Genomic DNA, 23,321 nt, shown 5'->3' with positions numbered 1-23,321 from the left:
CTAGACTCGTCGCATGACCGCCCAGAACCCCGACGGGACGGCTCTGCGGCCGCGAGAAAAGCGACGAAGGGCCCGCCCGGTCCGCCGCCTCTCGTTCTTCGGAGTCGTCGGCGAGCTGCTCATGACCGCCGGCGCGCTCGTGCTGCTTTTCCTCGGCTGGCAACTGTGGTGGAACGACGCGGTGATTGCCGGTCAGCAGACGACGCAGGCGGCCGATCTGCGCGAGAGCTGGGGCGCGACCTCTCCGGCTCCGGAGGCGACGGCAACCGCTCCGGTGGCTCCCGTCGACCCCGTCGTCACGACGGCAGCGGCGCTCGACACGTCCTTTGCAAATCTCTACATCCCGAGGTACGGCGAGGGCTGGGTGCGGACAGTCGCCGAGGGCATCGACGCCGAGAACGTCCTCGACGAGGGCAGCATCGGCCACTACCCCGGCACGCAAATGCCCGGCGAGACCGGCAACTTCGCGCTTGCCGCCCACCGCAGCGCCTACGGCGGCGGCATGCACCTGATCGACGAACTCCAGCTCGGCGATGCCATCTACATCGAGACGGCGGACGGCTGGTACACCTACCGCTTCCGCAACCTCGAGTACGTACAGCCCTCGGACGTGCAGGTTATCGATCCTGTGCCATGGACCCCCGACACCGCTCCCGGCGACAGGCTCATCACTCTCACGACCTGCAATCCCCTCTACTCCACGGCCGAGCGGATGATCGCGTACGGCGTGTTCGACTCGTGGCAGCCGCGCGCGGCGGGCGCCCCCGCAGAGCTCGCCGCTTCCCTGGCGAAGGAGGGCTGAGCGTGTACGCAGCGCTGTGGCGGATCCTGCCGGGACCGTGGTGGGTTCGGCTCCTGATCGTGCTCGTCCTGGTGGCGGCCGTGCTGGTCGCGCTGGACGAGTGGGTATTCCCGTGGGTGCAGTCGCTCGTGCTCGACCGGAACGTGACCGTCGGCTCGTGACCGAGGGCGTTGCCCCACGGATCCTGGTGGTCGATCACCACGACAGCTTCGTTTTCACCCTCGTCTCCTATCTCCGTGAGTTGGGAGCGGAGGTCGAGGTCGTCGAGGCGGCCGAACTCGGCGAGGACCAGGTGCTTGAGGTCGCGGGGCGAGCGGAGGGCATCCTGATCTCTCCCGGGCCGGGGCGTCCGGAGGACGTGCCCGCCTCGGCGGCCCTGGTCCGGCGGGCACTCGCGCTCTCGCGGCCCGTGCTTGGTGTCTGCCTCGGCCACCAAATCCTCGCTCACACCCTCGGGGCGCGGGTCGCCGCAGCTCCCGAGTTGGTGCACGGACGCACCTCGCGTGTCCTGCACGACGGTGATCCGCTCTTCGCCGGCCTCGCCTCCGGCTTCGCGGCGATGCGGTACCACTCGCTTGCCGTCGACAGCGGCTCGCTGCCCCGTGAGCTTGACGTCATCGCGACGACGGAGGAGGGCGTGGTCATGGCGGTGCGGCACCGCGGCGCACCGCTGGTGGGAGTGCAGTTCCATCCGGAGTCGGTGCTCACAGAAGGCGGGCACCGACTTCTTGGCAATTGGCTCACCACGGTGCAGATGATCACTTCGCGCCATATCTGAGACTTTCGCGCCGCCGTGTCGGAATTTTCAGAGGGGTAGGGCTCGAATAGGTTCTTCGTTTCGTTATCGAGCGCTTATCTCTGCTCGGAGATGGCGCAGGTAGGAAGGAGGTGTCCCTCGAATGGGGCTCAGACTCGTATGGCAGAGATCGCGGTAAAGGCGTCAAATGACGGCTGAAATGATGGTTTTCCCCGGCTTGCGGGTCGCACCGGTCGTGAGGGCCGCGCAGAACCCCCCGATTGGGTGGCGTGTTTTGACGGGTCATCGGCGGAGGACACGGCGTCTCTTCCAGGCATAATCAGAGAGTGCTCGCAGAAGTTTGGCAGTGCAACAGACACGTCCGGGGGACGAGATGGTGGAATCAATATCCTGGGCCTTTTCGGGTATTCGGGAGTTCGAAAACCTTGGGCCGAGGATCGTAGTGAAGCCCGGCACAACGCCGAGCATCTCAGGGTCCGGCTTCAGCACCGACGATCTCAGCGTCGTCCTGATGGCCGTCTCTCCGCTGCGGGTCCTTCGCGGGACCTGGGCCGCTGACGATACGTCGTTTCTGAACTTCACGTTCCTCATGGAGGGCTTCGTGCGGCTGGTCCTACCGGATCGCACGGTGCTCCTGCGCCCCGGGTCCATCTCATACCAGCAGGGCACGACCACCTTCACAACCGAGTCGACAACGCCCGCGACGCTTCTGCACGTCTCCATCCGCGCCGACGAGATGCGCCGATACGGCTTCGACACCACAGCGCCCTTCTACGCCCTCGACCCCGACGGCCGCACGACCCGTGCTGCGTACGCGTTCACCACTGCCTTCGCGCTTGCGACGGAGTCGGGCACCGGCCTCCCCGGCGAGGCGGAGGCCACAGGTTTCGGTCACGTTGTCAAACAGCTGTTAACCGGTGCTTTCCTCACAGCAGGGAGCGCTCAGCCCGGGACCACGAACGCGCGAGCAGCGACACTCGGCCGGGCCCGGACGGTCATCGACCGTACCCACCGCACACCGCGCTGCACGCCGGAGGCGGTCGCCGATGCGGTGAACGTGTCGACCCGGTCGCTCCAGCGGCTCTTCGAGGACGCCGGGACCACTGTGGCAAGCGAGATCGAGCGCTCGCGGGTCGCCAGCGCGACCGAGTTGCTGCGTCGACGCCCGCGGGAGGTGCCCCTCGAGGTGATCGCGACGGCATCCGGCTTCTCTTCGGCCGACCACCTCCGTCGAGCGCTCAGGCGTCGCGAGGGACTCACGCCGAGCGACATCCGCGGGGGGATCAGCCGGGCTCAGGACGGGACGGCTCAGCGGGAACTTGTGCGCCTCCCGTCACCGCCATTGGTGGACGCGCGCCGCGCCTAATCATCTCGCCGGCCCGATCAGCGTTCGGACGGTCGGCGGGGGCTCAACCCGCGCAGTAGCCGAGCTTGATGGTCGAGCCCTGGGGCACATCGCCCGGGACCATCGACTGGGTAGTGATCGGAGGATTCGCCCGCGTGGAGTCACAGGTCGTATCCGGAACCTCGACGCCGACGAGCCGCAGCTTGTCGGACGCAAGCGTGGCAAGGGCACTGCTCAGCGAGGTGCCGACGAGGTCGGGGAGGGTGACCTTGCCGGAGGAGATCACCAGATCGATCGGAGTGCCCGGGGCAACCTCCTGTCCCGCTGCGGGCGAGGTGGAGAGGACGACATCCCCCGCAACGGTCGGCGAATTCTCGCGGGTCTGCGATCCCTCGACGAAGCCGGCCGTGGTGATCGCCGAGATCGCGTCGGTCAGAGTCTTTCCGGCGATCTCGGGCACGGCAACCGGCTGCGGTCCCTGGGAGACGACGACGCGGATCACGGTGTCCGGAGCGACGATCGTTCCCGAGCCGGGATCCGTGCGGATCACCTCGCCCTCGGGAATGCTCGGGTTGTACTCGACCACCTGACTGGGTACGAGGTCGAGTCCGGTGAGTGTCGCCTGCGCGCTGTCGTAGGTGGTCTCGGTGAGCGCGGGGACCTCGCGCGACTGCGAGGGGAGCGTCGAGGACGGTTGGAGCGTGAGCACCCAGATCACCAGGGCGGCGACGATCACCGCGAGCACGACGACCGACGACCAGATCCAGAGCACCGGAGGGCGCCGCTGAGTGCGGACGACAGAGTTGTCCTCGGCCAACTGGCGCAGGGCGAGTTCGGAGTCGTTGGAACCACCCTGACTGCGCGCGGCGAAGAGCGAGGTGGTTAGCTCGTCGATCGGCCTGCGATCGGGGAGGCGGCCGGCGGCGGCCTCGCGGAGGTCGTCGCGGAACTCGGCGGCCCCCTGGTAGCGCCGATAGCGGTCCTTCGACAGGGCGTGCGCGACGACCGCATCGAGGGCGGGTGGGACCGCCGGGTTGATAGAGCTTGGAGCCGGCGGAGTCTCGCTGACGTGCTGATACGCAACGGCGACCGGAGTATCGCCGCGGAATGGCGCCCTGCCGGTCAGCAGCTCGAAGAGCACGATCCCCGCCGAGTACAGGTCGCTGCGTGCATCGACCTGCTCGCCCTTCGCCTGCTCCGGCGAGAAGTAGGCGGCAGTACCCAGGATCGCCGTCGTCTGCGCGACGGTCGCGGCCGAATCGGACACGGCGCGGGCGATCCCGAAATCCATCACCTTCACCTGGCCGGACGGGGTCAGCATGATGTTGCCCGGCTTGATGTCGCGGTGCACGACACCCGCGCGGTGCGAATACTCGAGGGCCGTGAGGATGCCCTCGGTGATCCGGACGGCCTCATCGATCTCGACGGGGCCCTCGGCGATGAGGTCTTTGAGCAGGCGCCCCTCGATGTGCTCCATGACGATGAAGGGGCGACGGGACTCGCCGCCGTTGTCATCGACGCTGACTTCCTCGCCCGCATCGAAGACGCGGACGATCGTGGGGTGCGACATGCGCGAGGCGGACTGCGCCTCCTGACGGAACCGGAGCCGGAAGGCAGAGTCGGAGGAGAGGGAGAGCTTGAGCTCCTTGATCGCCACTGTGCGGCCGAGACGGGTGTCGGTGCCGAGATGGACCTCGGACATTCCGCCGTGGCCGAGCCGGGGCCCGACCAGGTACCGTCCCGCGATCAGGCGACCCTCATCCGTCACGCGCACGCTCCCGCCTGTACTTCCGTGTGGCACGGCCCCGAGGGAGCCGAGGCAAGTGTACCTTCGGGCCCCCGGACGTTCACCGCGGGCGGGACGGGGGTCTCGATCCGCGGCGGGAGACACGGCGTACCGCCCGCGAGGAGCGGCTATCCCGTGGTCGTGGCAGTGGGCGACGTCGTCGCGGTCGGGGTCGGGGTCGGGGCGACCGTGACGTTCAGCGTCGGCGAGGCACCCGACTCCGCCTGACCGCAGAGCACCGTGTAGGTGACGGCGATCGTTCCCGCAGCCGATCCCGACCGGATGGTCGCGGTCGTCGCGGTCGACGGGTTCGCACTTTCGACGGTCGCGCCGTCACCGCTGGCCGCGACGCGGTAACCGGACACGGAGGTTCCGCTCGGGCACTGGTTGTAATTGCTCCACGTCACGGTGAACGCCGCGCCGGCCTGGACGCTCGAGGCGGCCGGCGTCAGCGTGGGCACGGCAGTGGGTGCGTCGGGCTTGGCCACCTCGGTATAGACAGAGACGTCGATCGTGGTCCCCTTGATCACATTGGCGGTGGGGTTCACATCCTCGACGGTCCCGACCTTCTCGGCCGTCGGAGCGCTCGGGCCGTCGGTGCGGCGCACTCCCATGCCCAACCGATCGAGCGCCGTCTCGACCTCGCCGAACGGGCGACCGACGTAGTCGCTCTTGGTAATGACGACGGTGTTCGACGTGGGCGTCACCGAGGGGGTCGGAGTCGGCGAAGGACTCGGCGACGGGGTGGCGCTGCGCGTGGCGCTCGGCGTGGGCTGCGCCGGTGAACCGCCTCCGGTGGTCAGCGCGAAGATCGTGCCCGCGATGACGACGGCGAGGATGACGATCAGAGCGACCAGCGGCCAGGTCCAGGGACTGCGCTTGCGCGGCTCGTCGGCGGGGAGCATGTCGTCGACGGCGGCGAACGGAGTCGTGGCGGGGTTCGTCATCGAGTTCGACGGCAGGACGGTCGTGGCCTGGGTCGCGCCCTGGTTCGAGGGCAGGACCGTGGTCGCCTGGGTCGCCGGCGGGTCACCGATGACCGAGGGGACGGCGAGTGTCGCTCCCCGCACGTCTCCGGAGCGCAGCGCCTGGGCAGCCCGCGCGAGGTGCGCCGCGGTGGCAGGCCGGTCGGCCGGCTTCTTGGCAATACACGAGTAGACGAGGTTGCGCACGGGCTCGGCGACGGTGACCGGCAGCTCCGGCGGAGTGTCGTTGATCTGCGCCATGGCGATTGCGACTTGCGACTCGCCGGTGAAGGGGCGCCTCCCGGCCAGGCACTCGTACGCGACGATGCCCAGCGAGTAGATGTCGGTCGCGGGGGAGGCGGGCTGGCCGCTGGCCTGCTCCGGCGAGAGGTACTGGACGGTACCCATGACCTGGCCGGTCGCGGTCAGCGGTACCTGGTCGGCGATGCGCGCAATGCCGAAGTCGGTGATCTTGACACGGCCGTCGGGAGTGATGAGCAGGTTGCCGGGCTTCACGTCGCGGTGCACGAGGCCCGCGGCGTGTGCGGCGTGCAGGGCCAGGGCGGTCTGCGCGACGATGTCGAGCACCTTGTCGGTGGACAGGACGCGTTCGCGCTCAAGAACGGTCGACAACGCCTCGCCGGGGACGAGTTCCATGACCAGGTAGGCCGAGCCGTCCTCCTCGCCGTAGTCGTAGACGTTGGCGATGCCCTCGTGGTTGACGAGCGCGGCGTGCCGGGCCTCGGCGCGGAAACGCTCGAGGAACCCGGGGTCGCCGAGGTACTCGTCCTTCAGAATCTTGATCGCTATCGTGCGGCCGATGACGAGATCGGTCGCCTTCCACACCTCTCCCATGCCGCCGATGGCGATCCGGGACTGCAGTTCGTAGCGTCCCCCGAAGGTGAGCCCTGTTGTGGGTCTCATTTGTTCAGCACCGCCTCTAATACCTTTTGTCCAATGGGTGCGGCGATCAGGTTGCCGTACCCGGTCTGGCCGAGCCCGCCACCGTTCTCCACGAGCACGGTGATGGCGTACTGCGGGTCGTCCGCAGGCGCGAAGCCGGTAAACCAGAGGGTGTACGGGTCGTCCGGGCCGTTCTCGGCGGTACCGGTCTTCCCGGCCACAGTGACGCCACCTATTGTTGCATTCGTCGCCGCGCCGCCCTGGACACTGGCGACCATCATCGCCTTGACGGCGCTCGCGGTCTCGGTGCTGATGGCCCGGCCGAGCGGCTTCTCCTGGAACTTCTGCAGCACGCTCAGGTCCTGCGAGCGGATCGCGTCGATCAGGTTCGGCTGCATCACCTCGCCACCGTTCGCGATCGCGGCCGAGACCATCGCGATCTGGAGCGGCGTCGCCTTCACTTCGTACTGCCCGAAGGCGGTGAGCGCCGTCTGAGCGTCGTCGGTGGTCGTCGGATATGTGCTCGTCTCGACCGACATCGGGATCTCGAGTTCGGTGTCGAAGCCGAACTTCTCGGCCTGCGAGCGGATGGCGTCGGCGCCCAGCTGCACGCCCATCTCGGCCATCGGGACGTTGCACGAGAGCGAGACCGCGGTCGCGAGCGTGACCGTGTCTCCCGAGCCGCACAGCCCGCCACCGGAGTTCGTCACCTGCGAACTGGACCCGGGAAGCGTGAACGACTGGGCGTTCGGGAAGCGGGAGTCGGGCGTGAAACGCCCGGACTCGAGCGCCGCAGAGGCGACGACGAGCTTGAACACGGAGCCGGGCGGATTGAGCGAGCCGCCGATGGCGCGGTTGATGAGCGGCTCGGAGGAGTCGTCGTTCAGCGAACGGTAGGCGTCGAGGACGGCGTCCGCGTCGTGGGACGCGAGGGCTGTGGGGTCGAAGGTGGGCTTGGAGACCATCGCGAGGACCCGGCCGGTCGCCGGCTGGGTGACGACGACCGCTCCGGTGTAGTTGCCGAGGGCATCGAAGGCGGCCTGCTGGGCCACCGGGTCGATCGAGAGCTCGACCGACGCGCCCTTCGGGTCCTGGCCCGAGACGAGGTTGTTGATCTTGTCGAAGAATTGCGAGTTCGAGGTGCCGGAGAGGTAGTCGTTCTCCGAACGCTCGATCCCCGTGGTGCCCTGGTTCAGGGTGAAGTACCCGGTCACGGCGGAGTAGAGCGGGCCGTTCGCGTACTGGCGCTGGAACTTGTACAGATCGCCCGTCGGTGTCGAGGAGGCGATGGGCTGGCCGCCAACCAGGATAGCGCCCCGTTCGGTCGAGAAGCTTTCGTAGAGGGTCCGCGTGTTGCGGCCGTCGTCATTGAGAGCGTCGGCCTGGACCATCTGGATCGTGGTCGTGGACACGAAGAGGGCGACGAACATCGCCAGCACGACGAAGCTCACGCGTTTCAATTCTCGGTTCATCGACGGATCACACCACCAAACGAGGCTGACTGCGGACTGTGTCGGACAGGCGGAGCAGGACCGCCACGATCATCCAGTTCGCCACGAGGGAGGAGCCGCCGGCCGCCAGGAATGGCGTGGTGAGGCCGGTCAACGGGATGACGCGCGTGACGCCTCCGATCACGATGAAGCACTGCAGGGCGACCACGAACGAGAGGCCGACTCCCAGGAGGCGCCCGAAGTCGTCCTGCCCGGCGAAGCCGATCCGGAACCCTCGGGACACCAGCAGGAGGTAGAGGCCGAAGATTGCGAACAGGCCCGCGAGCCCGAGCTCCTCGCCGAGGCTGGCAATGATGTAGTCGGATTGCGGCACCGGAGTGAGATCCGGCATCCCCTGGCCGAGGCCCGTGCCAAGAAGGCCGCCGTGTGCGAGACCGAACAGGCCCTGCACAAGCTGGTAGCTGCCTCCCGGATCGGCCGCGTAGCGCTCGGGCGTGAACGGCGTGAGCCAGTTCGCGAAGCGGTTGCCGACATAGTCGAGGGTCTGGCTGGCGAGGAGCGCGCCGCCGAGGAACAGGCCGACGCCGATCACAACCCAGCTGGTGCGTCCGGTCGCCACATAGAGCATGACCAGGAACAGGCCGAAGTAGAGCAGGGCGGTGCCGAGATCGCGCTGGAAGACGATGACGCCCATGGTGATGGCCCAGACGACGAGGATCGGCCCGAGATCGCGCAGCCGTGGGAAGCGCATCCCGAGCACCGTGCGGCCGACCATCGAGAGGGAGTCGCGATTGCGGACGAGGTAGCCGGCGAAGAAGATGGCGACGGCGATCTTCGCGATCTCGCCCGGCTGGAAGCTCGCGACGTCGCCGATGCCGATCCACACTCGCGCGCCGCTGACCTCGCGGCCGATAACCGGGAGCAGGGGCAGCAGGAGCAGCACGATCGCGGCAAAACCGGCGACGTAGGTGTAGCGGAAGAGCGTGCGGTAGTTGCGGATGACCAGCAGCACCACGATCGCGGCGACGACCGCCAGAGCGCTCCAGAAGATCTGGCGCACGGCGACGGACTCCCAGCCGGTCACTCCATCCGCGATGTCGATCCGGTAGATCTCGGCGACGCCCAAACCGTTCAGGACCGTGGCGATCGGCAGCAGGAAGGGGTCGGCGGCGGGAGCGACGAACCGCAGCACGACGTGCACCGCGAGCACGAGCACCGACAGGCCGACGCCGAGTGAGACGAGGGTGGCGTCGACGGCTCCCAGGGCACCGAGCTGCACGAGCACGATCGCACCGGCGTCGATCAGGCAGGCGCCGATCAGCAGCAACAGCTCGAGGTTGCGCAGCTTCTGCCGGAAGAAGCCCTGCCGCTCGGCGGTGGGGCGGGCGGTGGTGACGTCCGTCATGGTGCTCCGTTCGCATCCGTGAGGCGCGTGACGATGTCGACCGCGGCGGGGTAGGAGTCGGCACTGATGGTCTGCTCGAGCTGCTCGACGTCGTAGGTGCGGAGCGAGCCGAGGGGGATGCCCGTGTCCTCCCTCACCTCCGAGAGCGAGAGCGGGCCGACCGACTGCTGGATGCCCTGGTAGATGATCACGGTGTTGCCGTCGGTGCCCACGTAGAAGCGCGACTGTGTCCAGTCGTAGGCAAAAAGCAGACCGAGGAACCCGACGATCAGCACGAGCGAGAGGCCGACCAGCCAGGTGATGCGGCGGCGCAGGTGCCGGCGGCGATCCTCCTCGATCAGCTCGTCGAGGTAGTCCTCGGACGCGGGCTCGAAGTGGGTGGGCCCCTGCGCGGCGGGAACCCGGGTGTGCAGACGGAGCCCCGGGATGCGCGCGCGGCTCTGCGAGTCGTCCGTGCTCAGCGGGGTCGGTGACGCGGCGGAACCGACGATCACCGGGTCCTCGCTCGGGGCCAGGATTTGCGCGGTGTCACCGTCGCCCGGGATGTCGAGGATGACGACCGTGACGTTATCGGGAGCGCCGCGCGAGAGGCTGTCGCGGATTAGGCGGTCGGCGACCTGCTGGGCGGTCTCGTCGCGACTCAGTTCCTTCAGAATCTCGTCGTGCGGAACGACGCCGGAGAGGCCGTCGGAGCAGATCAGCCAGCGGTCGTGCGGCTCCGTCTCGAGCGTCAGAGTGTCGATCTCGGGATTCGTGTGCACGTCGCCGAGCACCCGCATCAGAACGGAGCGGCGCGGGTGCGTCATCGCCTCCTCCTCCGTAATGCGGCCGGAGTCGACCAGGCGTTGCACGAAGGTGTGGTCGGTGGTGACCTGCTCGAGCTTTCCGTCGCGCAGCACGTAGATGCGCGAGTCGCCGATGTGCGCAATCGCAACCGAGTCGCCCACACGGGCGATCGCGCTGACCGTAGTGCCCATGCCGGTGAGCTCGGGATGGTCGACCACGGCGTCGGCGAGCAGGGTGTTGGCGGCGAGCAGCGTGCGCTTGAGCTCGGCCTCGGCCTCGTACGTGGAAGCGTAGGGACGGTCGGCGTCGGCGATCCGCTTGATGGCGATGGAGGAGGCGACGTCTCCTCCCGCGTGACCGCCCATGCCGTCGGCGACGACGAAGAGCTGCCGGCCTGCGTAGCCGGAGTCCTGGTTGTTGGAGCGGATCCGGCCGACGTGCGAGACGGCAGCGCTCTCGCGCACCGCGCCGGTGCCGGATCCGCTCTGCGGAGAAAGAGCCACGCGCTATGACCGCCGCAGTTCGAATGTGGTCGTGCCGACCTTGACGGGAGTGCTCAATGGGACCTTCGTGGGAGCGCCGACGCGGCGGCCGTCGAGGAACGTGCCGTTGGTGGAGTCGAGGTCCTGGATCATCCATTCGTCGTTCCAGAGGAGCAGGCGGGCGTGGTGCGTCGAGGTGTAGTCGTCGCGGATCACCAGGGTCGACTCGGAGGAGCGGCCGATGGTCAGGGGCTCACCGGTCAGCGGGAGCTCTGTGCCGCGCTTGGGACCCGACGTGATGACCAGGCGCTGAGCGGTGTGGACCGTCGCGACGCCTCCGGAATCGGTGCGCTCCGTCTCGCGAGTGCGGCGGGCCGACGGGGCGGACGGCTGGGCGGGAGCGGACGGCTGCGCCGGAGCAGGGGCCGCCGCGACGATGGGCTGCGCCGCAGTGACGAACGGCGCCTCGGGCGCCCCTCCGGGTGGGAGCTTGCGCACGCGCTGCCCGAACAGGTCCGAGCGGAGGGCGTAGACGATGCCGAACACGAAGAACCACAGCAGCGCGAGGAACGCGATGCGTAAGAGGAAAAGAGTGAGCTCGCTCATAACCGGTCGTCCCAGAATCCCTCGGAGCCGCGGCCGGCGCTCCTGCCGGACGACGGGCGGTCGGTGCGCGCGGGCGCGGCGCCCTGTACGACGCGGTAGACGATGGACGTGCGCCCGATCGTGATGGTCTGCTCGGGGGCGAGGGGCGCCTGAGTGACGGGGCGGCCGTCAAGCTTCGAGCCGTTGGTCGAGCCGAGGTCGTGCACCTGAGCTCGCGAGCCATCCCAGAGGATCTCGACGTGTTTGCGCGAGGTGCCCGAGTCGTCCACGGTGATGTCGGCGTCGCTGCCACGGCCGATCACGGTGCGCGCTTTGGTGATCGGGTGGCGTGTCCCAGCGATGTCGAGGACCGGCATGTAGGTAACCGTGCCCTTGACACTGCGGGAGTCGACCTCGACCATGCCGTCGCTGAGCGACGCATCTGCGGCGAGCGAGATGTCGATTGGACCGGGAAAGCGGTAGCCCTGCTTGGTGGCGTGCTCGGTGGCGAGGGTGGTGAGCTCGTCGATCAGGGTTGAGCCGAGCCGCTGCATCCGCTCGAGATCCGTCGCGGACATCCGCAGGAGCAGGCTGTTGGGGACGAGGATGCGGTCACGGCTGACCACAGCGGCAGTGGTGTCGAGCTCGCGGCGGAGCGCGGAAGCGAGCTCGACCGGTTGCAAACCCGACTTGAAGGTCCTCGCGAAAGCGCCGTTGACGACGCGCTCGAGTCCCTTCTCGAAGTTGTCCAGTATGCCCACAGTCTTCCGATCTTCCGGTTCGTCGCCTTCTCGGCGGTCGCGCACGGATCGAGATGTCTGCGCGCCCGTTGCCGCTGTCCTGTCTGGTCTGCGCCGCGCACGGCTACGGGCATGTTACTGGGATGGTCTGGATACGCGATCCTCGGCGGTGGTTTCGCGGGTTAAGGGCGGTGGGGGCGCGTGTTGGGTCCGCGGCGGCGGTGGTGCGCGGTGGATGCTCGCGGGCACGGGCTATTTTGAGGAGCAGCGTGCGCGGCGGCGTCCGGCGTGCGCGCTGGTCGAGGTTCGATCCCTGCGCAGGGGATGTTACGATTTCTCGTCGGCGCTTCGGTGCCGTTGGTGAGCGCGAGTGGCGGAATAGGCAGACGCGCACGGTTCAGGTCCGTGTGCCCGAAAGGGCGTGGGGGTTCAACTCCCCCCTCGCGCACCACGGTTCGTCAGAACCGCACACGGCCCCCGATCGAATCTCCGATCGGGGGCCGTGTCGTCTCCTGCGCATCCGCCTCTGTCGTCGTTGGCGTGCGCGCCTCGGTTCCGGCGTGACGCGCCGAGGTGTCTCCGGTACTCGACGAGTTGGGTCGGTGGGCGAGTACGATGACAAATCACGGACAGTGGGCGGTCGGATCGAGGACATAAACATGACCTCCACGTTCGATCGAGAAGGGAGGGTCATGTCGACCCAGGAATCGCTGCGGACGAGCGCTCACGTCGATGCGCTTGAAGTCAGCCCGGACGACATCATCAGGCAACTGGCCGACGTGCTGAGCAAGCCCGTCGTCGCCTTCATCTTTGGCAAGGACGAGCGGACCATCAGTCGCTGGATAGAGAACCCTCAGTTGCGCCTCCGAGCCGATGATGAGCAGAGGGCTCGGAACACCTACCAGATCTACGCTCTCCTCGCGCCGTCGGAGGGTTCGCATACTGTGCGTGCCTGGTTCATGGGAATGAACCCGCAGCTCGAGGACGAGGCGCCTGCGGAAGCTCTGGCAGAAGGTCGCTATCGCGAAGTGATGGCGGCCGCGCGTGCCTACGTAAACGGTGGGTGAGCCTCACACCGTTCGCCCTCCCGACGTGCTCTGGAGGGTCGGGCGGGCGAGTGACCCAGCACGTTTCGCGACCGTCGATCCGATCGACGCATCGACGTCGACAGCTGGCAACCGCTTCGACGTTCCGGGAGGCGCAGTACTGTACGCGGCGACGGAGCCGAGCGGAGCGTACGCAGAGACGATTTCGCGCTTTCGCCCGACGAGCCGGATGCGGGCACTCGCACACGATCCGGCCTACATGCTTCCCGGCAGTGTGCCCGCTGACTGGCGGCTCAACAGGAAGCTCATTGAGATCACACTCAACGATCCGGCCCCGTTCCTCGACGTGGAGAATCCCGAGACGCACGCGCACCTGAACCAGGCGATGGTGAAGCAGCTCGCGGTTCTCGGTGTCGATAATTTGGACGTCTCTCATGTGCGCGGTGCCGATCGGCTTGTCACGCGGGCCATCGCCCTATTCGCCTACACGCACATGAGTGATGACGGGGGGCTCTCCTATTCCGGTATTCGCTACGTGTCGAAACTCGGGGACCATGAATGCTGGGCGGTGTTCGATGGGACGGAGAGCGACGTCACTCGCCGGAAAGCAGTCGACAAGACGGATCCTGACCTTCTCCGGGTTGCATCCACCTTCGGGCTTGTCGTGCACTGACCTCTGGTCGGGCGGAGCGACGGGGGGTCGGGCCGCTGACGTTGGGCTGTGCGTCAGCGGCGGGTGAGTTCGATGACGGAGATGACGCGCGTCGTGCGCTTCTCGTGCTCGCGGAAGCCGGCGGTGGTGAAGCGAACCCAGCCCGCGTCGCGCTCGTCGCCGGTGAGGACGCGGGCGCGGACATCGACGGTGCCGTCGTCGGGGGTCTCGATGGCGAGGTCGGGGTGAGCGACGAGGTTGTGGAACCAGGCGGGGGTGCTTGGGGGCGCCCGCGGCGGAGGCGGCCAGCAGCCAGACGTCGGCGGAAGGGTGGAGTGCCATCAGTGGGGTACCGCGCTCCTCGCCGGAGCGTGTTCCGCGGTGGTGCACCGGGGCCCTCCCGAAGCTGCCCGTGGTTACCGTCCCGCCATTCGCCCGGTTTAGTGTTTTGGATTGACCCCAGAACCGGGGAGTCATATAGGCTCATCCTTGAGATCATCACGGTCAGGATTTATCGACTTGAGCCAGCACGATTGTGGACTTGCTATCACTCGGATCTCACCGCTAGCGTGTGACGCGCCAGCCACTGAGGGGAGTGGCCAACTTGTAACCGCTCTCCGCTCTCCGCTCTCCGTGAGGCTTGATATGTTTATGCTCCAGTGCGCTTCGCTCATCCAGTGGGAATCCCCCGAAAGGGTCACTCCTAGTAGCGTGTCCCACAATTACAGGGCATGCGTCAGCCTTCACGTTCCGACGGCCTACGCACCGGTTCATACTGAGGTCTTGGTTGGCGGCCCGCATGTAAAAACTTTCACCAACGTCATCAAACTCTTCGGACTACGGGTTGTAGTGGCCGTACTCACAGACGCTGTCGTTACTCGGCCGTCCGGCGAGGTAACCGAATCCTCTGCCAACGCGGGCAGGATTCGCCTCGAACAGGGGCGTCGGGGCGTCATCCGATGAGCGCATCCCGTCGGTCGGACGCGCCGGGCGAGCCGAACCGGATCTGGCGGGAGGGAACGCGCCTATCGGGCGGTGAGCTCCGGACGGCGCGCTTATGGGGAGAGGCGCTCTTCGCACCTCAACCCCTCGTCGTGGTCGCCGCGCTGCGCATGAGAAATGCCGTGGGCCGAGTGTTCGGAATCGACCCCTTCGCCGATGGCACTGGCACTCGGGAATCCACACGCGCGGACCGCCTGGGGCCATTCCCCGTGCTCGCAGAGACGCCAGAACACATCGTCTTTGGTATCTCCGACAAGCACCTGACCTTCCGATCATCGCTTCACGTCTCCGCGGGCGATGGGGTTGTGATCATCGAGGTGGAGACCAAGATCTGGACACATAACTGGTTCGGCCGCTGTTATGCAGCCGGCCTTCGAATTGGTCACCCTGCGGTCATGACCCTGTTCTTGCGCGCCCTGCATCGCTCTCACAATAGGCAGCGTCAAGTCGTATCTCGCGGGGAGAGTGGGCGGGGTCAGCGGCGGGTGAGTTCGATGACGGGGATGATGCGGGTGGTGCGCTTTTCGTAGTCGCGGAAGCCGGCGGAGGCGGTGGTGAAGCGGGTCCAGCCGGCGTCGCGCTCGTTGCCGGTGAGGACGCGGGCGTGGACGGTGACGGTGCCGTCGTCGGGGGTTTCGATGGCGAGGTCGGGGTGTGCGACGAGGTTGTGGAACCAGGCCGGGTGTTTCGGGGCTCCGGCGGCCGACGCGGCGAGCAACCAGACGTCGGCGGAAGGGTGCAGTGCCATCAGCGGGGTGACGCGTTCCTCGCCGGAGCGTGCTCCGCGGTGGTGCACCAGGACCAGGGCCCTCCCGAAGCCGCCCGTGGTGACAGTCCCGCCGCGTGCGCGGAACTCCTCGATGATGGTGTCGTTCCAGTCGGCCATGCGTGTTCTCCTCGACGTCGGTCTCAGACGGGGGCGCCCAGCGCGTCCTCGCGCGTACTGCGGTCGCCGGGCGGAGTGCCTCCGCTGACAGCGGCCGGATCCGCCAGCGCCCGCCGCCAGGGTAGCTCCGCGGCGCCGACGAGTTCCAGCCTCGAACGCAGGGCTGCGCGCTCAATCCGCACGCCGCGGGCGAGGTCGCTGAGAGCACGGGCGGAGACGCGGGCCGCGAGGCGCTCTCGGTCGACGGTGAGCAGCGAGCCGAGGAAGCCGCCGAGGACGACGGCGGTGGGATTGAAGAGGTTGATATAGGTCGAGAGGCCCTCCGCGAGGAGGTCGACCTGGCGAGCGACTTCGGCGAGGACCGACGGGTCGCGGGAGGTACCGAGGGCGATGTCGAGCTCGTCCTGGTCGAGGACACGGGCGCCGAGCACGTCGAGGAGGGAGCGCATCCGCACCTCGGCCTCGAGGCAGCCGTGCCGGCCGCAGCTACAACGTCGGCCGCCTGTGACGACGAGGGTGTGACCGAGTTCGGCGGCGAATCCCGAGGAGCCCTGTAGGGGGACTCCGCCGATGATGACGCCTCCGCCGATGCCGCCGGCGCCGCCCGTCACGTAGACGACGTCGGCGACGCCGTGCGCGGCTCCGAAGAGAGATTCGCCGATGGCGCCGAGCGTCGCGTCGTTGCCGACCGCGACGGGGAGGTCGAGGGCTCGGACGAGTTGAGAGGCGAGGTCGACGTCGCGCCAGCCGAGGTGGGGCGCGCGGTGCACGAAACCGGAGTTGGCCTGAACGAGTCCGGGGACGGCGACGCCGGCCCCCACGAGTACTCGTAGCGGCTCCCGCTCGGCGCGGAAGCCCTCGACGATGCCGGTGACGACGCGGACGACGGTGGCGGGACTCGCGGGCGTCGGGGTGTCGAAGCGGACGCGGCGCAGCAACTCGCCGTTCAGGCCGACGAGGCCGACGATGATCGCGTCGGTGTCGAGGTGGACGCCCACGGCGGCGAAGCGGTGGCCGGGCACGACGGTGGAACTCGGGCGGCCGATGCGGCCGTCGGGTGCGGTGGTTTCCTCCTCGACCCAGCCCAACTCGTTCAGTTCGCCGACCAGGTTTGCTACCGCCGAGCGGTTGAGCCCGGTGAGGCGGCCGAGGTCGGCGCGGCTGGTGGGTCCGGAGCGGTGCACGAGGGTGGCGAGGGTGGTGAGGTTGGTGCGGCGTAACAGCGCATTGCTGGACGCTCCAACTGCCCCTGCCATGATCGCCTGTCTGTCGCTCGGCCCGATCGGCCCGAGACCTGGAGAAAACTGCCGGCCCCCCATCCGTCTCCCGGGGTTCCGCGCGGTCGGCTGCAAGGCGGAGGAGGAAGCGATACCGGCGGTATCGCGCCTGACGACAACGCCGCAGACGGCCGCGCGGAACCCCGGGAGGGGTTAGCGGCCGCCTGCGCGGCGCTTGTTGAAGATGTCGAAGGCGACCGCGAGCAGGAGCACGAAGCCCTTGATCGCCATCTGCCAGGCGGCGTCGACCGAGAGGATCGACAGGCCCATGTTCAGCACGCCCATCACGAGACCGCCGATGACGGCTCCGACGACGGTGCCCACGCCTCCCTGGACTGCGGCGCCACCGATGAAGACCGCGGCGATGGCGTCGAGCTCGTAGTTCTGACCGGCCGAGGCGACCGCTCCGCCGGCGCGGGCGGTGCTGACGATGCCCGCTACTCCGGCCAGTGCGCCCATGTTGACGAAGATGAAGAAGTTGACCCACTTCGTCTTGACGCCCGACATCATCGCGGCGAACAGGTTGCCGCCCATCGCGTAGATGTGGCGGCCGAAGACCGTCCGGCCGAGCACGAAGCTGTAGGCGAGGATCAGCACGGCGAGCACGATCAGGATGATCGGGGTGCCGCTGTAGCCGGCGAGCAGCCAGGCGAGCGCCATGATGGCGACGACGGCGATGGCCGCCTTGGCCACCATCGAGCCGACCGGCTCGCGGGGGAGTTCGAGGCGGCGGAGGGTGGCGCGGGTCCGGAGTTGCTGCGCGACGAGCACGACGCAGACCAGGAGGCCGAGCACCAGAGTGAGCGCGTCGCGGCCGGCGATACCGCCGAGAATGCCCGGCAGCCAGCCGGCGCCGATCGCGGTGAACTCGGTGGGGAGGCCGTTGATGGTTCCGCCGGTGAGCAGTACCAGGGTGAAGCCGCGGAAGATCAGCATGCCCGCGAGGGTCACGATGAACGCCGGTATTCCGACGAAGGCGACCCAGAAGCCCTGCCAGGCTCCGACGGCGGCGCCGGTGACCAGAGCCACGACAACAGCCGCCCACCAGGGCAGGCCCCAGTTGTTCATCGCGATCGCCGAGATGGCGCCGACCATCGCCACGACCGAGCCGACCGAGAGGTCGATGTGGCCGGCGATGATGACCATCACCATGCCGATCGCGAGGATCAGCACGTAGGCGTTTTGCTGGATCAGGTTATTGACGTTGCCGGGCAGCAGGAGGCGCCCATTCGTCAGCACCTGGAAGAGCAGGATGATGATGGCCAGCGCGGCGAGGATGCCGTACTGCCGGAGATTGATGTTGAGCTTGCGCGCGCGCTTGGGCGGGGTGGAGGGCGTGTTGGCGGGCGTGTTCGCCGGCGCTGTCGTGGTCGTGGCGCTCATCGGGCCTGTTCCTTTCCGGCGGTCATGTAGTGCATGAGGTGCTCCTGGGTGGCGTTGGCGCGGTCGATTTCGCCCGTGATGCGCCCCTCGGAGATGGTGTAGATGCGATCAGCGAGGCCGATTAGCTCGGGCAGCTCGGACGAGATGACGACGACCGCCTTGCCCTGGGCCGCGAGCTCGTTGATGATCCCGTAGATCTCGTATTTCGCTCCCACGTCGATGCCGCGGGTGGGCTCGTCGAGAATCAGTACGTCGGGACCGGAGAAGATCCACTTCGAGAGGACGACCTTTTGCTGGTTGCCTCCGGACAGCTTGCCCGTGACGGCCGAGACGGTCGGCGCCTTGATGTTCATCTTCGAGCGGTAGGAATCGGCGACCTTGTATTCGCGGTGCTTGTCGATCACGCCGAGCCGGGCCAGACGCGAGAGCGCGGCAGCCGAGACATTGACGGTGATATCGCCGATGAGGTTAAGGCCGTAGCGCTTGCGGTCCTCGGTTGCGTAGGCGAGGCCATTGCGGATCGCCTCGTCAACGGTGCGGGTCTGGATCTCCTTGCCGTCCTTGAAGACGCGACCCGAGATGCCGGTGCCGTAGCTGCGACCGAAGATGCTCATCGCGAGTTCAGTGCGGCCGGCGCCCATCAGTCCCGCGAATCCGACGATCTCGCCGGCGCGGACGGTGAAGGAGGCGTCATCGACGACCACGCGGTTGATATCGACGGGGTGGTGGACCGTCCAGTTCTCGACGCGCAGCTTCTCCTCGCCAATCTGGGGATCGCGCGGCGGGAACATGCTGTTGAGGTCGCGGCCAACCATTGCGCGGATGATCCGGCTTTCGGAGGCCTGCTCGCCGGCCATCGGGAAGCTCTCGATAGTGCGGCCGTCGCGGATGATCGTGACGGTGTCCGCGATGGCGCGAATCTCCTTCAGCTTGTGGCTGATGATGATGCAGGTGATGCCCTGGGTGCGGAGCTGATCAATCAGGCCGAGCAGGTGGTCGCTGTCCTCGTCATTGAGGGCGGCGGTGGGCTCGTCGAGGATGAGGAGCTTCACCTCCTTGGCGAGGGCCTTGGCGATTTCGACGAGCTGCTGCTTGCCGACGCCGAGTTCGAGGATCTTGGTCGCCGGGTTCTCGGCGAGGCCGACGCGGGCGAGCAGTCGGGCTGCCTCCGCGTTCGTGGCGTTCCAGTTGATGACTCCGCGGGTCGACTTCTCGTTGCCGAGGAAGATGTTCTCGGCGATAGAGAGGTAGGGGCTGAGGGCGAGTTCCTGGTGAATGATCACGATGCCATCGGCTTCGCTGTCATTGATCGACCGGTACTGCGCCTCCTTGCCCTCGAACTCGATGGTGCCCTCGAAGCTGCCGTGGGGATACACGCCGGAGAGGACTTTCATCAGGGTCGATTTGCCGGCGCCGTTCTCGCCACAGATGGCGTGGACCTCGCCGGGCTGAACCGAGAGCGAGACGCCGTCGAGGGCGCGGACGCCGCCGCCGAACTCCTTGACGATGTCGCGCATGATGAGGATGGGACTGGCCAACAGGGCCTCACTTCGTTGTGCAGAGAGTGGTGTGGGGGGACGGGGAGCGGCGGGGGCGGGGAGGATCGCTCCTCCCCGCCCCCGCCCGGGGATCAGAGTCCGACGTCGCCGGCCTTGAGGAAGCCGGAGTCGATGAGGACGGACTGCACGTCGTTCTTCGTGACGACCTGCGGCTCGAGCAGGTACGAGGGGACGACCTTGCTGCCGTTGTTGTAGCTCTTGGTGTCGTTCACCTCGGGCTTCTCGCCCGCGACAATTGACTGCACCATCTGGAACACACGGTCACCCAGGGTGCGGGTGTCCTTCCAGACGGTCATTGACTGCTCGTCGGCGAGGATCGCCTTGACGTTGGCCTTGTCAGCGTCCTGCCCGGTGATGATCGGGTAGTCGGCGCCGGGGGCGTAGCCGGCCGACTTCAGCGAGGCCTCGATGCCGATGGCCAGGCTGTCGTTAGGGGAGAGCACGACGTCGACCTTCTGGCCGCCGGTGTAGAAGGAGGAGAGGCGGTTGTCCATTTCGGACTGTGCCTTGTCGGAAGCCCAGCCCTGAATGCCGATCGAGGCCCAGTCGTCATCCGAGGCGGGCGACTTGCCCGAGGGGACGGTCAGCTTGCCGCTCGCGATGTAGGGCTGCAGAACATCCCAGGCGCCGGAGAAGAAGAACTTGGCGTTGTTGTCGTCGGGGCTGCCGGCGAAGGGCTCGAGGGTGAAGGGGCCCGCGGCGTTCTTGAGGTCGAGGGTGGTCTCGATGTACTGGCCCTGGAGCTGACCGACCTTGTAGTTGTCGAACGTCGCGTAGTAGTCCACGTCCGCGGTGCCGTTGATGAGACGGTCGTAGGCGATGACGGTCGCGTTCTGCTTCTTCGCCTCGGCCAGGACGGGCGCGAGCGCCTCGCCGTCAATCGCGGCGACGACCAGGATCTTGGAGCCGCCCGCGATCTGGTTCTGGATCTGCGAGATCTGCTGGTCGGTCTTGTTGTCGGCGTACTGGAGGTCGACGGTGCAGCCGTCGCCCTTGAGCTTGGTCTGGAGACCTTCGCCGTCGTTGATCCAGCGCTCGAGGCTGCGGGTCGGCATCGAGATGCCGACGGTGCAGTCGCCTTCTGCGCCGGCGCCTGCTGCGGCGCCGCCGGAGTTGGCGGGGCTGGCCGAACAGGCGGCGAGGCCGAGGGAGATGATGCCGGCGGCGGCCAGCGTGGTGATGCCGCGGGAGAACTTCATGGAGTGCATTCCTCTCTGAAAGCAGTGTCCGAGGGAGAGGACGGCGCGAGGCATGCACAGGTGGAGCACGCCATCGTGTCGTCGCCCGGGGAGGCGGGAGAGCCCCGAGGGGCTTTGTCCACGGAGAGAACATATTCTCTCGATTCGCGGGTGTAAAGCGCGACTGGACAATATGTCCAGGCGATGCGGAACTGTGACCTTCGGCCGTCGATCCGCGCCGTTGCAGTGGGAGAACGCTCTCCGACGGGATCGGCGATGCCGCGTCGTGAGGGAACCGTGAGGACGAGGCGCAGGGCCGTAGGAGAAGCGTGAGGACGGCCGTGCGGCGGCCGAGCCGGGTGTTGCATCGGGACTCGTGCCGTTTCTCGGCAGGTGCCCGGGCCCCGGGTGCCGTTTCTTCCGGATGGAGTCCTCCGTGCTCGACCTCGCCTACCTCCTCGGCGTGCTCGCCCTCTTCTCGCTCCTCGGCCTCGCGGCCCAGGGGGTCGAAAAGCTGGGCGGTGCGCCCGCTCCGGCCCGCAGCTCGGGGGTCGACCGATGATCGTCTTCGACGCCCTCGCGGTCGTGCTGGCGCTCGCCGCGGTCGTCTACCTCGTCGTCGCGCTGATCCGACCGGAGCGCTTCTGATGGATCCGCTCCTCGCTGTCCTCCAGGTCGCGACCGTCGGTCTGGCCGTCGCGCTCCTGCACCGCCCGCTGGGCGAGTACATGTTCCGCGTTTACACCTCGACGAGAGATCTCGCGCTCGAGCGCGGCCTCTACCGCCTGATCGGGGTCGATCCGGCCGGCGAGCAGAGCTGGCGCGCCTACTTCCGCGCCGTGCTCGCCTTCTCGCTGGTCGGCGTGCTCCTGCTCTACGGGATGCAGCGGCTTCAGGCCGTCCTTCCCGGCTCGCTCGGGCTCCCCGCGGTGCCGGAGGGGCTGGCGTTCAACACGGCCGTCTCGTTTGTCACCAACACCAACTGGCAGTCATACTCGCCCGAGGCGACCCTCGGCTTTGCCGTGCAGGTGGGCGGGCTCGCCGTGCAGAACTTCGTCTCGGCGGCCGTGGGCCTCGCGGTCGCGGTGGCGCTGATCCGCGGATTCGCGCGGCGCTCCTCCGGCACGCTCGGCAACTTCTGGGTCGACCTCGTGCGCGGCACGCTCCGCCTCCTGCTGCCGATATCGCTCCTGGCCGCCATCGTGATGGTCGCGGGCGGCGTGATCCAGAATCTCAACGACCCGCTGACCGTGACCACGCTCACGGGCGGCGAGCAGAACATCCCGGGCGGGATGGTGGCCTCGCAGGAGGCGATCAAGCTGCTCGGCACCAACGGAGGCGGCTACTTCAACGCCAACTCCGCGCATCCGTTCGAGAACCCGTCAGCCTGGGTGTCGTTGCTGCAGATCGTGCTGATCCTGGCGATCCCGTTCTCGCTGCCGCGCACTTTCGGCCGGATGGTCGGGGACGTGCGCCAGGGGAGCGCGATCCTCGCCGCGATGGCGACGATCTTCGTGGTGTCGCTCGGGGCGCTCACCGCCGTGGAAGCGGCGGGCGGCGGCTCCGCGGCACAGGCGGCGGGAGCAGCGATGGAGGGCAAGGAGACGCGCTTCGGCATCGCCGGCTCCGCCCTCTATGCGACGGCCTCGACGCTGACCTCGACCGGCGCCGTCAACGCGATGCACGACTCCTTCACCGCGCTCGGCGGCATGCTCCCGATGCTGAACATGATGCTCGGCGAGGTCGCCCCGGGTGGCGTCGGCTCTGGCCTCTACGGGATGCTCGTGCTCGCGGTGCTGGCCGTGTTCGTCGGCGGGCTGCTCGTGGGGCGCACGCCCGAGTACCTGGGCAAGAAGCTCGGCCCACGCGAGATCAAGCTCGCCAGCCTGTACATCCTGGTGACACCGACGCTCGTGCTCGCGGGAACCGCGCTGAGCTTCGCGATCCCCGCGGTGCGCGCGGACGTGGAGAGCACGTCGATTCTGAACCCCGGGCTGCACGGGCTCTCGGAGGTGCTCTACGCCTTCACCTCGGCGGCCAACAACAACGGCTCGGCGTTCGCGGGGCTGACGGCGAACACGCCGTGGCTGAATACGGCGCTGGGCGTCGCGATGCTGCTCGGGCGATTCCTGCCGATCCTCCTGGTGCTCGCGCTGGCCGGCTCACTCGCGGCGCAGTCGCCGGTGCCTTCCAGCGCCGGGACATTGCCCACCCACCGGCCGCAGTTCGTCGGCCTCCTCGTGGGCGTGACGGTCGTCGTGACCGCGCTCACCTACTTCCCCGTACTCGCGCTGGGTCCCCTGGCGGAAGGACTGTGACTCCGATGAACAC

Annotated in this window: 23 protein-coding genes, 1 tRNA gene and 1 pseudogene; 11 read left to right on the top strand and 14 right to left on the bottom strand. The window is 67.7% G+C overall.

Annotation, left to right across the window (positions count from 1 at the left end):
- The first annotated feature begins 13 nt into the window (after positions 1-13).
- The 4 genes from HRF29_RS09730 to HRF29_RS09715 all read left to right on the top strand — a co-directional run bounded on the left by HRF29_RS09730 (position 14) and on the right by HRF29_RS09715 (position 2,925).
- Positions 14-802 carry a class E sortase gene (locus HRF29_RS09730; protein ID WP_173248250.1) on the top strand — a complete coding sequence of 263 codons (789 nt, stop codon included), beginning with the start codon at positions 14-16 and terminating at the stop codon, positions 800-802.
- A gap of 2 nt (positions 803-804) precedes the next feature.
- Complete coding sequence (locus tag HRF29_RS09725; protein ID WP_173248248.1) at positions 805-963, top strand: hypothetical protein; 159 nt, start codon at positions 805-807, stop codon at positions 961-963.
- Positions 960-1,580, top strand: a complete 621-nt coding sequence (locus HRF29_RS09720; RefSeq protein ID WP_173248246.1) for a glutamine amidotransferase-related protein — start codon at positions 960-962, stop codon at positions 1,578-1,580. The genes HRF29_RS09725 and HRF29_RS09720 overlap by 4 nt, the downstream gene beginning before the upstream one ends.
- A gap of 421 nt (positions 1,581-2,001) precedes the next feature.
- Complete coding sequence (locus tag HRF29_RS09715; RefSeq protein WP_173248244.1) at positions 2,002-2,925, top strand: helix-turn-helix domain-containing protein; 924 nt, start codon at positions 2,002-2,004, stop codon at positions 2,923-2,925.
- A gap of 43 nt (positions 2,926-2,968) precedes the next feature.
- Here HRF29_RS09715 and pknB read toward each other — a convergent pair whose 3' ends face one another.
- The 7 genes from pknB to HRF29_RS09680 all read right to left on the bottom strand — a co-directional run bounded on the left by pknB (position 2,969) and on the right by HRF29_RS09680 (position 12,028).
- Positions 2,969-4,678, bottom strand: coding sequence for a Stk1 family PASTA domain-containing Ser/Thr kinase (gene pknB / locus HRF29_RS09710; protein ID WP_343043712.1), 1,710 nt, complete (start codon positions 4,676-4,678; stop codon positions 2,969-2,971).
- A 140-nt stretch (positions 4,679-4,818) separates the two neighbouring features.
- Positions 4,819-6,579 carry a protein kinase domain-containing protein gene (locus HRF29_RS09705; protein ID WP_173248242.1) on the bottom strand — a complete coding sequence of 587 codons (1,761 nt, stop codon included), beginning with the start codon at positions 6,577-6,579 and terminating at the stop codon, positions 4,819-4,821.
- A complete protein-coding gene (locus HRF29_RS09700; RefSeq protein WP_173248239.1) occupies positions 6,576-8,030 on the bottom strand; it encodes a peptidoglycan D,D-transpeptidase FtsI family protein in 1,455 nt (484 codons plus the stop codon). The genes HRF29_RS09705 and HRF29_RS09700 overlap by 4 nt, the downstream gene beginning before the upstream one ends.
- 7 nt (positions 8,031-8,037) lie before the next feature.
- Positions 8,038-9,414, bottom strand: a complete 1,377-nt coding sequence (locus HRF29_RS09695) for an FtsW/RodA/SpoVE family cell cycle protein (protein ID WP_173248237.1) — start codon at positions 9,412-9,414, stop codon at positions 8,038-8,040.
- Positions 9,411-10,703, bottom strand: coding sequence for a Stp1/IreP family PP2C-type Ser/Thr phosphatase (locus tag HRF29_RS09690; protein ID WP_343043711.1), 1,293 nt, complete (start codon positions 10,701-10,703; stop codon positions 9,411-9,413). Before HRF29_RS09690 ends, HRF29_RS09695 begins: the two co-directional genes overlap by 4 nt.
- A 3-nt stretch (positions 10,704-10,706) precedes the next feature.
- The gene (locus HRF29_RS09685; RefSeq protein WP_173248235.1) at positions 10,707-11,288 is read right to left on the bottom strand and encodes an FHA domain-containing protein FhaB/FipA; all 582 of its coding nucleotides are present in this window, start codon (positions 11,286-11,288) and stop codon (positions 10,707-10,709) included.
- Complete coding sequence (locus tag HRF29_RS09680; protein ID WP_173248233.1) at positions 11,285-12,028, bottom strand: FhaA domain-containing protein; 744 nt, start codon at positions 12,026-12,028, stop codon at positions 11,285-11,287. The genes HRF29_RS09685 and HRF29_RS09680 overlap by 4 nt, the downstream gene beginning before the upstream one ends.
- A gap of 343 nt (positions 12,029-12,371) precedes the next feature.
- Here HRF29_RS09680 and HRF29_RS09675 point away from each other — a divergent pair.
- The 3 genes from HRF29_RS09675 (at position 12,372) to HRF29_RS09665 (ending at position 13,726) form a co-directional block, all read left to right on the top strand.
- Positions 12,372-12,458 (top strand) — tRNA-Leu (locus tag HRF29_RS09675).
- A 208-nt stretch (positions 12,459-12,666) separates the two neighbouring features.
- Positions 12,667-13,074 carry a hypothetical protein gene (locus HRF29_RS09670; RefSeq protein ID WP_173248231.1) on the top strand — a complete coding sequence of 136 codons (408 nt, stop codon included), beginning with the start codon at positions 12,667-12,669 and terminating at the stop codon, positions 13,072-13,074.
- The gene (locus HRF29_RS09665; RefSeq protein WP_343043710.1) at positions 13,067-13,726 is read left to right on the top strand and encodes an RES domain-containing protein; all 660 of its coding nucleotides are present in this window, start codon (positions 13,067-13,069) and stop codon (positions 13,724-13,726) included. The genes HRF29_RS09670 and HRF29_RS09665 overlap by 8 nt, the downstream gene beginning before the upstream one ends.
- Positions 13,727-13,779: 53 nt before the next feature.
- Here HRF29_RS09665 and HRF29_RS15545 read toward each other — a convergent pair whose 3' ends face one another.
- Positions 13,780-13,938 (bottom strand): hypothetical protein, encoded by a 159-nt coding sequence (locus HRF29_RS15545; RefSeq protein WP_425503127.1) that lies wholly within the window; start codon positions 13,936-13,938, stop codon positions 13,780-13,782.
- A 103-nt stretch (positions 13,939-14,041) separates the two neighbouring features.
- Positions 14,042-14,182, bottom strand: a pseudogene (locus HRF29_RS15540) (hypothetical protein); the annotation flags it as partial.
- A gap of 482 nt (positions 14,183-14,664) precedes the next feature.
- Here HRF29_RS15540 and HRF29_RS15535 point away from each other — a divergent pair.
- A complete protein-coding gene (locus HRF29_RS15535; protein WP_173248229.1) occupies positions 14,665-15,237 on the top strand; it encodes a DUF2867 domain-containing protein in 573 nt (190 codons plus the stop codon).
- On the opposite strand, the gene HRF29_RS09650 is transcribed toward HRF29_RS15535, so the two are convergent.
- The 5 genes from HRF29_RS09650 to chvE all read right to left on the bottom strand — a co-directional run bounded on the left by HRF29_RS09650 (position 15,183) and on the right by chvE (position 21,011).
- Complete coding sequence (locus HRF29_RS09650) at positions 15,183-15,593, bottom strand: nitroreductase/quinone reductase family protein (RefSeq protein WP_173248227.1); 411 nt, start codon at positions 15,591-15,593, stop codon at positions 15,183-15,185. The two genes, HRF29_RS15535 and HRF29_RS09650, sit on opposite strands and share 55 nt — an antisense overlap.
- A gap of 23 nt (positions 15,594-15,616) precedes the next feature.
- On the bottom strand, positions 15,617-16,849 hold the full coding sequence (locus HRF29_RS09645; RefSeq protein ID WP_173248225.1) for an ROK family transcriptional regulator: 1,233 nt from the start codon (positions 16,847-16,849) through the stop codon (positions 15,617-15,619).
- A 174-nt stretch (positions 16,850-17,023) separates the two neighbouring features.
- On the bottom strand, positions 17,024-18,253 hold the full coding sequence (mmsB, locus tag HRF29_RS09640) for a multiple monosaccharide ABC transporter permease (protein WP_173248223.1): 1,230 nt from the start codon (positions 18,251-18,253) through the stop codon (positions 17,024-17,026).
- Entirely contained in the window at positions 18,250-19,770 is a 1,521-nt protein-coding gene (gene mmsA, locus HRF29_RS09635) for a multiple monosaccharide ABC transporter ATP-binding protein (RefSeq protein ID WP_173248221.1), read from the bottom strand. The genes mmsB and mmsA overlap by 4 nt, the downstream gene beginning before the upstream one ends.
- 113 nt (positions 19,771-19,883) lie before the next feature.
- The gene (chvE, locus tag HRF29_RS09630; RefSeq protein ID WP_425503123.1) at positions 19,884-21,011 is read right to left on the bottom strand and encodes a multiple monosaccharide ABC transporter substrate-binding protein; all 1,128 of its coding nucleotides are present in this window, start codon (positions 21,009-21,011) and stop codon (positions 19,884-19,886) included.
- Between the two features lie 415 nt (positions 21,012-21,426).
- Here chvE and HRF29_RS15175 point away from each other — a divergent pair, with 415 nt between their 5' ends.
- Genes HRF29_RS15175 through kdpA form a run of 3 tightly spaced genes read left to right on the top strand, consistent with a single transcriptional unit; the run spans position 21,427 to position 23,308 of the window.
- Positions 21,427-21,552, top strand: coding sequence for a hypothetical protein (locus HRF29_RS15175; protein ID WP_281357311.1), 126 nt, complete (start codon positions 21,427-21,429; stop codon positions 21,550-21,552).
- Positions 21,549-21,638: a K(+)-transporting ATPase subunit F gene (kdpF, locus tag HRF29_RS09625; RefSeq protein WP_173248217.1), complete on the top strand. Its 90-nt coding sequence runs from the start codon at positions 21,549-21,551 to the stop codon at positions 21,636-21,638. The genes HRF29_RS15175 and kdpF overlap by 4 nt, the downstream gene beginning before the upstream one ends.
- Positions 21,638-23,308 carry a potassium-transporting ATPase subunit KdpA gene (kdpA, locus tag HRF29_RS09620; RefSeq protein WP_173248215.1) on the top strand — a complete coding sequence of 557 codons (1,671 nt, stop codon included), beginning with the start codon at positions 21,638-21,640 and terminating at the stop codon, positions 23,306-23,308. The genes kdpF and kdpA overlap by 1 nt, the downstream gene beginning before the upstream one ends.
- Positions 23,309-23,321 lie beyond the last annotated feature (13 nt).

Source organism: Rathayibacter agropyri (genome assembly GCF_013249015.1).
Taxonomy (GTDB): domain Bacteria; phylum Actinomycetota; class Actinomycetes; order Actinomycetales; family Microbacteriaceae; genus Rathayibacter; species Rathayibacter agropyri.
The sequence above is the reverse complement of the archived record's forward strand: the minus strand, read 5'-3'. Positions and strand labels throughout refer to the sequence as shown.

Excerpts from the sequence above, each read along its gene's own strand:
- HRF29_RS09650 (WP_173248227.1), bottom strand. The coding sequence starts at position 15,593 with ATGGCCGACTGGAACGACACCATCATCGAGGAGTTCCGCGCACGCGGC.
- HRF29_RS09705 (WP_173248242.1), bottom strand. The coding sequence starts at position 6,579 with ATGAGACCCACAACAGGGCTCACCTTCGGGGGACGCTACGAACTGCAG.
- HRF29_RS15535 (WP_173248229.1), top strand. The coding sequence starts at position 14,665 with ATGAGCGCATCCCGTCGGTCGGACGCGCCGGGCGAGCCGAACCGGATC.
- mmsA (WP_173248221.1), bottom strand. The coding sequence starts at position 19,770 with ATGCGCGACATCGTCAAGGAGTTCGGCGGCGGCGTCCGCGCCCTCGAC.
- kdpA (WP_173248215.1), top strand. The coding sequence starts at position 21,638 with ATGGATCCGCTCCTCGCTGTCCTCCAGGTCGCGACCGTCGGTCTGGCC.
- HRF29_RS09730 (WP_173248250.1), top strand. The coding sequence starts at position 14 with ATGACCGCCCAGAACCCCGACGGGACGGCTCTGCGGCCGCGAGAAAAG.
- HRF29_RS09670 (WP_173248231.1), top strand. The coding sequence starts at position 12,667 with ATGACCTCCACGTTCGATCGAGAAGGGAGGGTCATGTCGACCCAGGAA.
- HRF29_RS09645 (WP_173248225.1), bottom strand. The coding sequence starts at position 16,849 with ATGGCAGGGGCAGTTGGAGCGTCCAGCAATGCGCTGTTACGCCGCACC.
- chvE (WP_425503123.1), bottom strand. The coding sequence starts at position 21,011 with ATGAAGTTCTCCCGCGGCATCACCACGCTGGCCGCCGCCGGCATCATC.
- HRF29_RS09695 (WP_173248237.1), bottom strand. The coding sequence starts at position 9,414 with ATGACGGACGTCACCACCGCCCGCCCCACCGCCGAGCGGCAGGGCTTC.
- HRF29_RS09685 (WP_173248235.1), bottom strand. The coding sequence starts at position 11,288 with ATGAGCGAGCTCACTCTTTTCCTCTTACGCATCGCGTTCCTCGCGCTG.
- HRF29_RS09700 (WP_173248239.1), bottom strand. The coding sequence starts at position 8,030 with ATGAACCGAGAATTGAAACGCGTGAGCTTCGTCGTGCTGGCGATGTTC.
- mmsB (WP_173248223.1), bottom strand. The coding sequence starts at position 18,253 with ATGAGCGCCACGACCACGACAGCGCCGGCGAACACGCCCGCCAACACG.
- kdpF (WP_173248217.1), top strand. The coding sequence starts at position 21,549 with ATGATCGTCTTCGACGCCCTCGCGGTCGTGCTGGCGCTCGCCGCGGTC.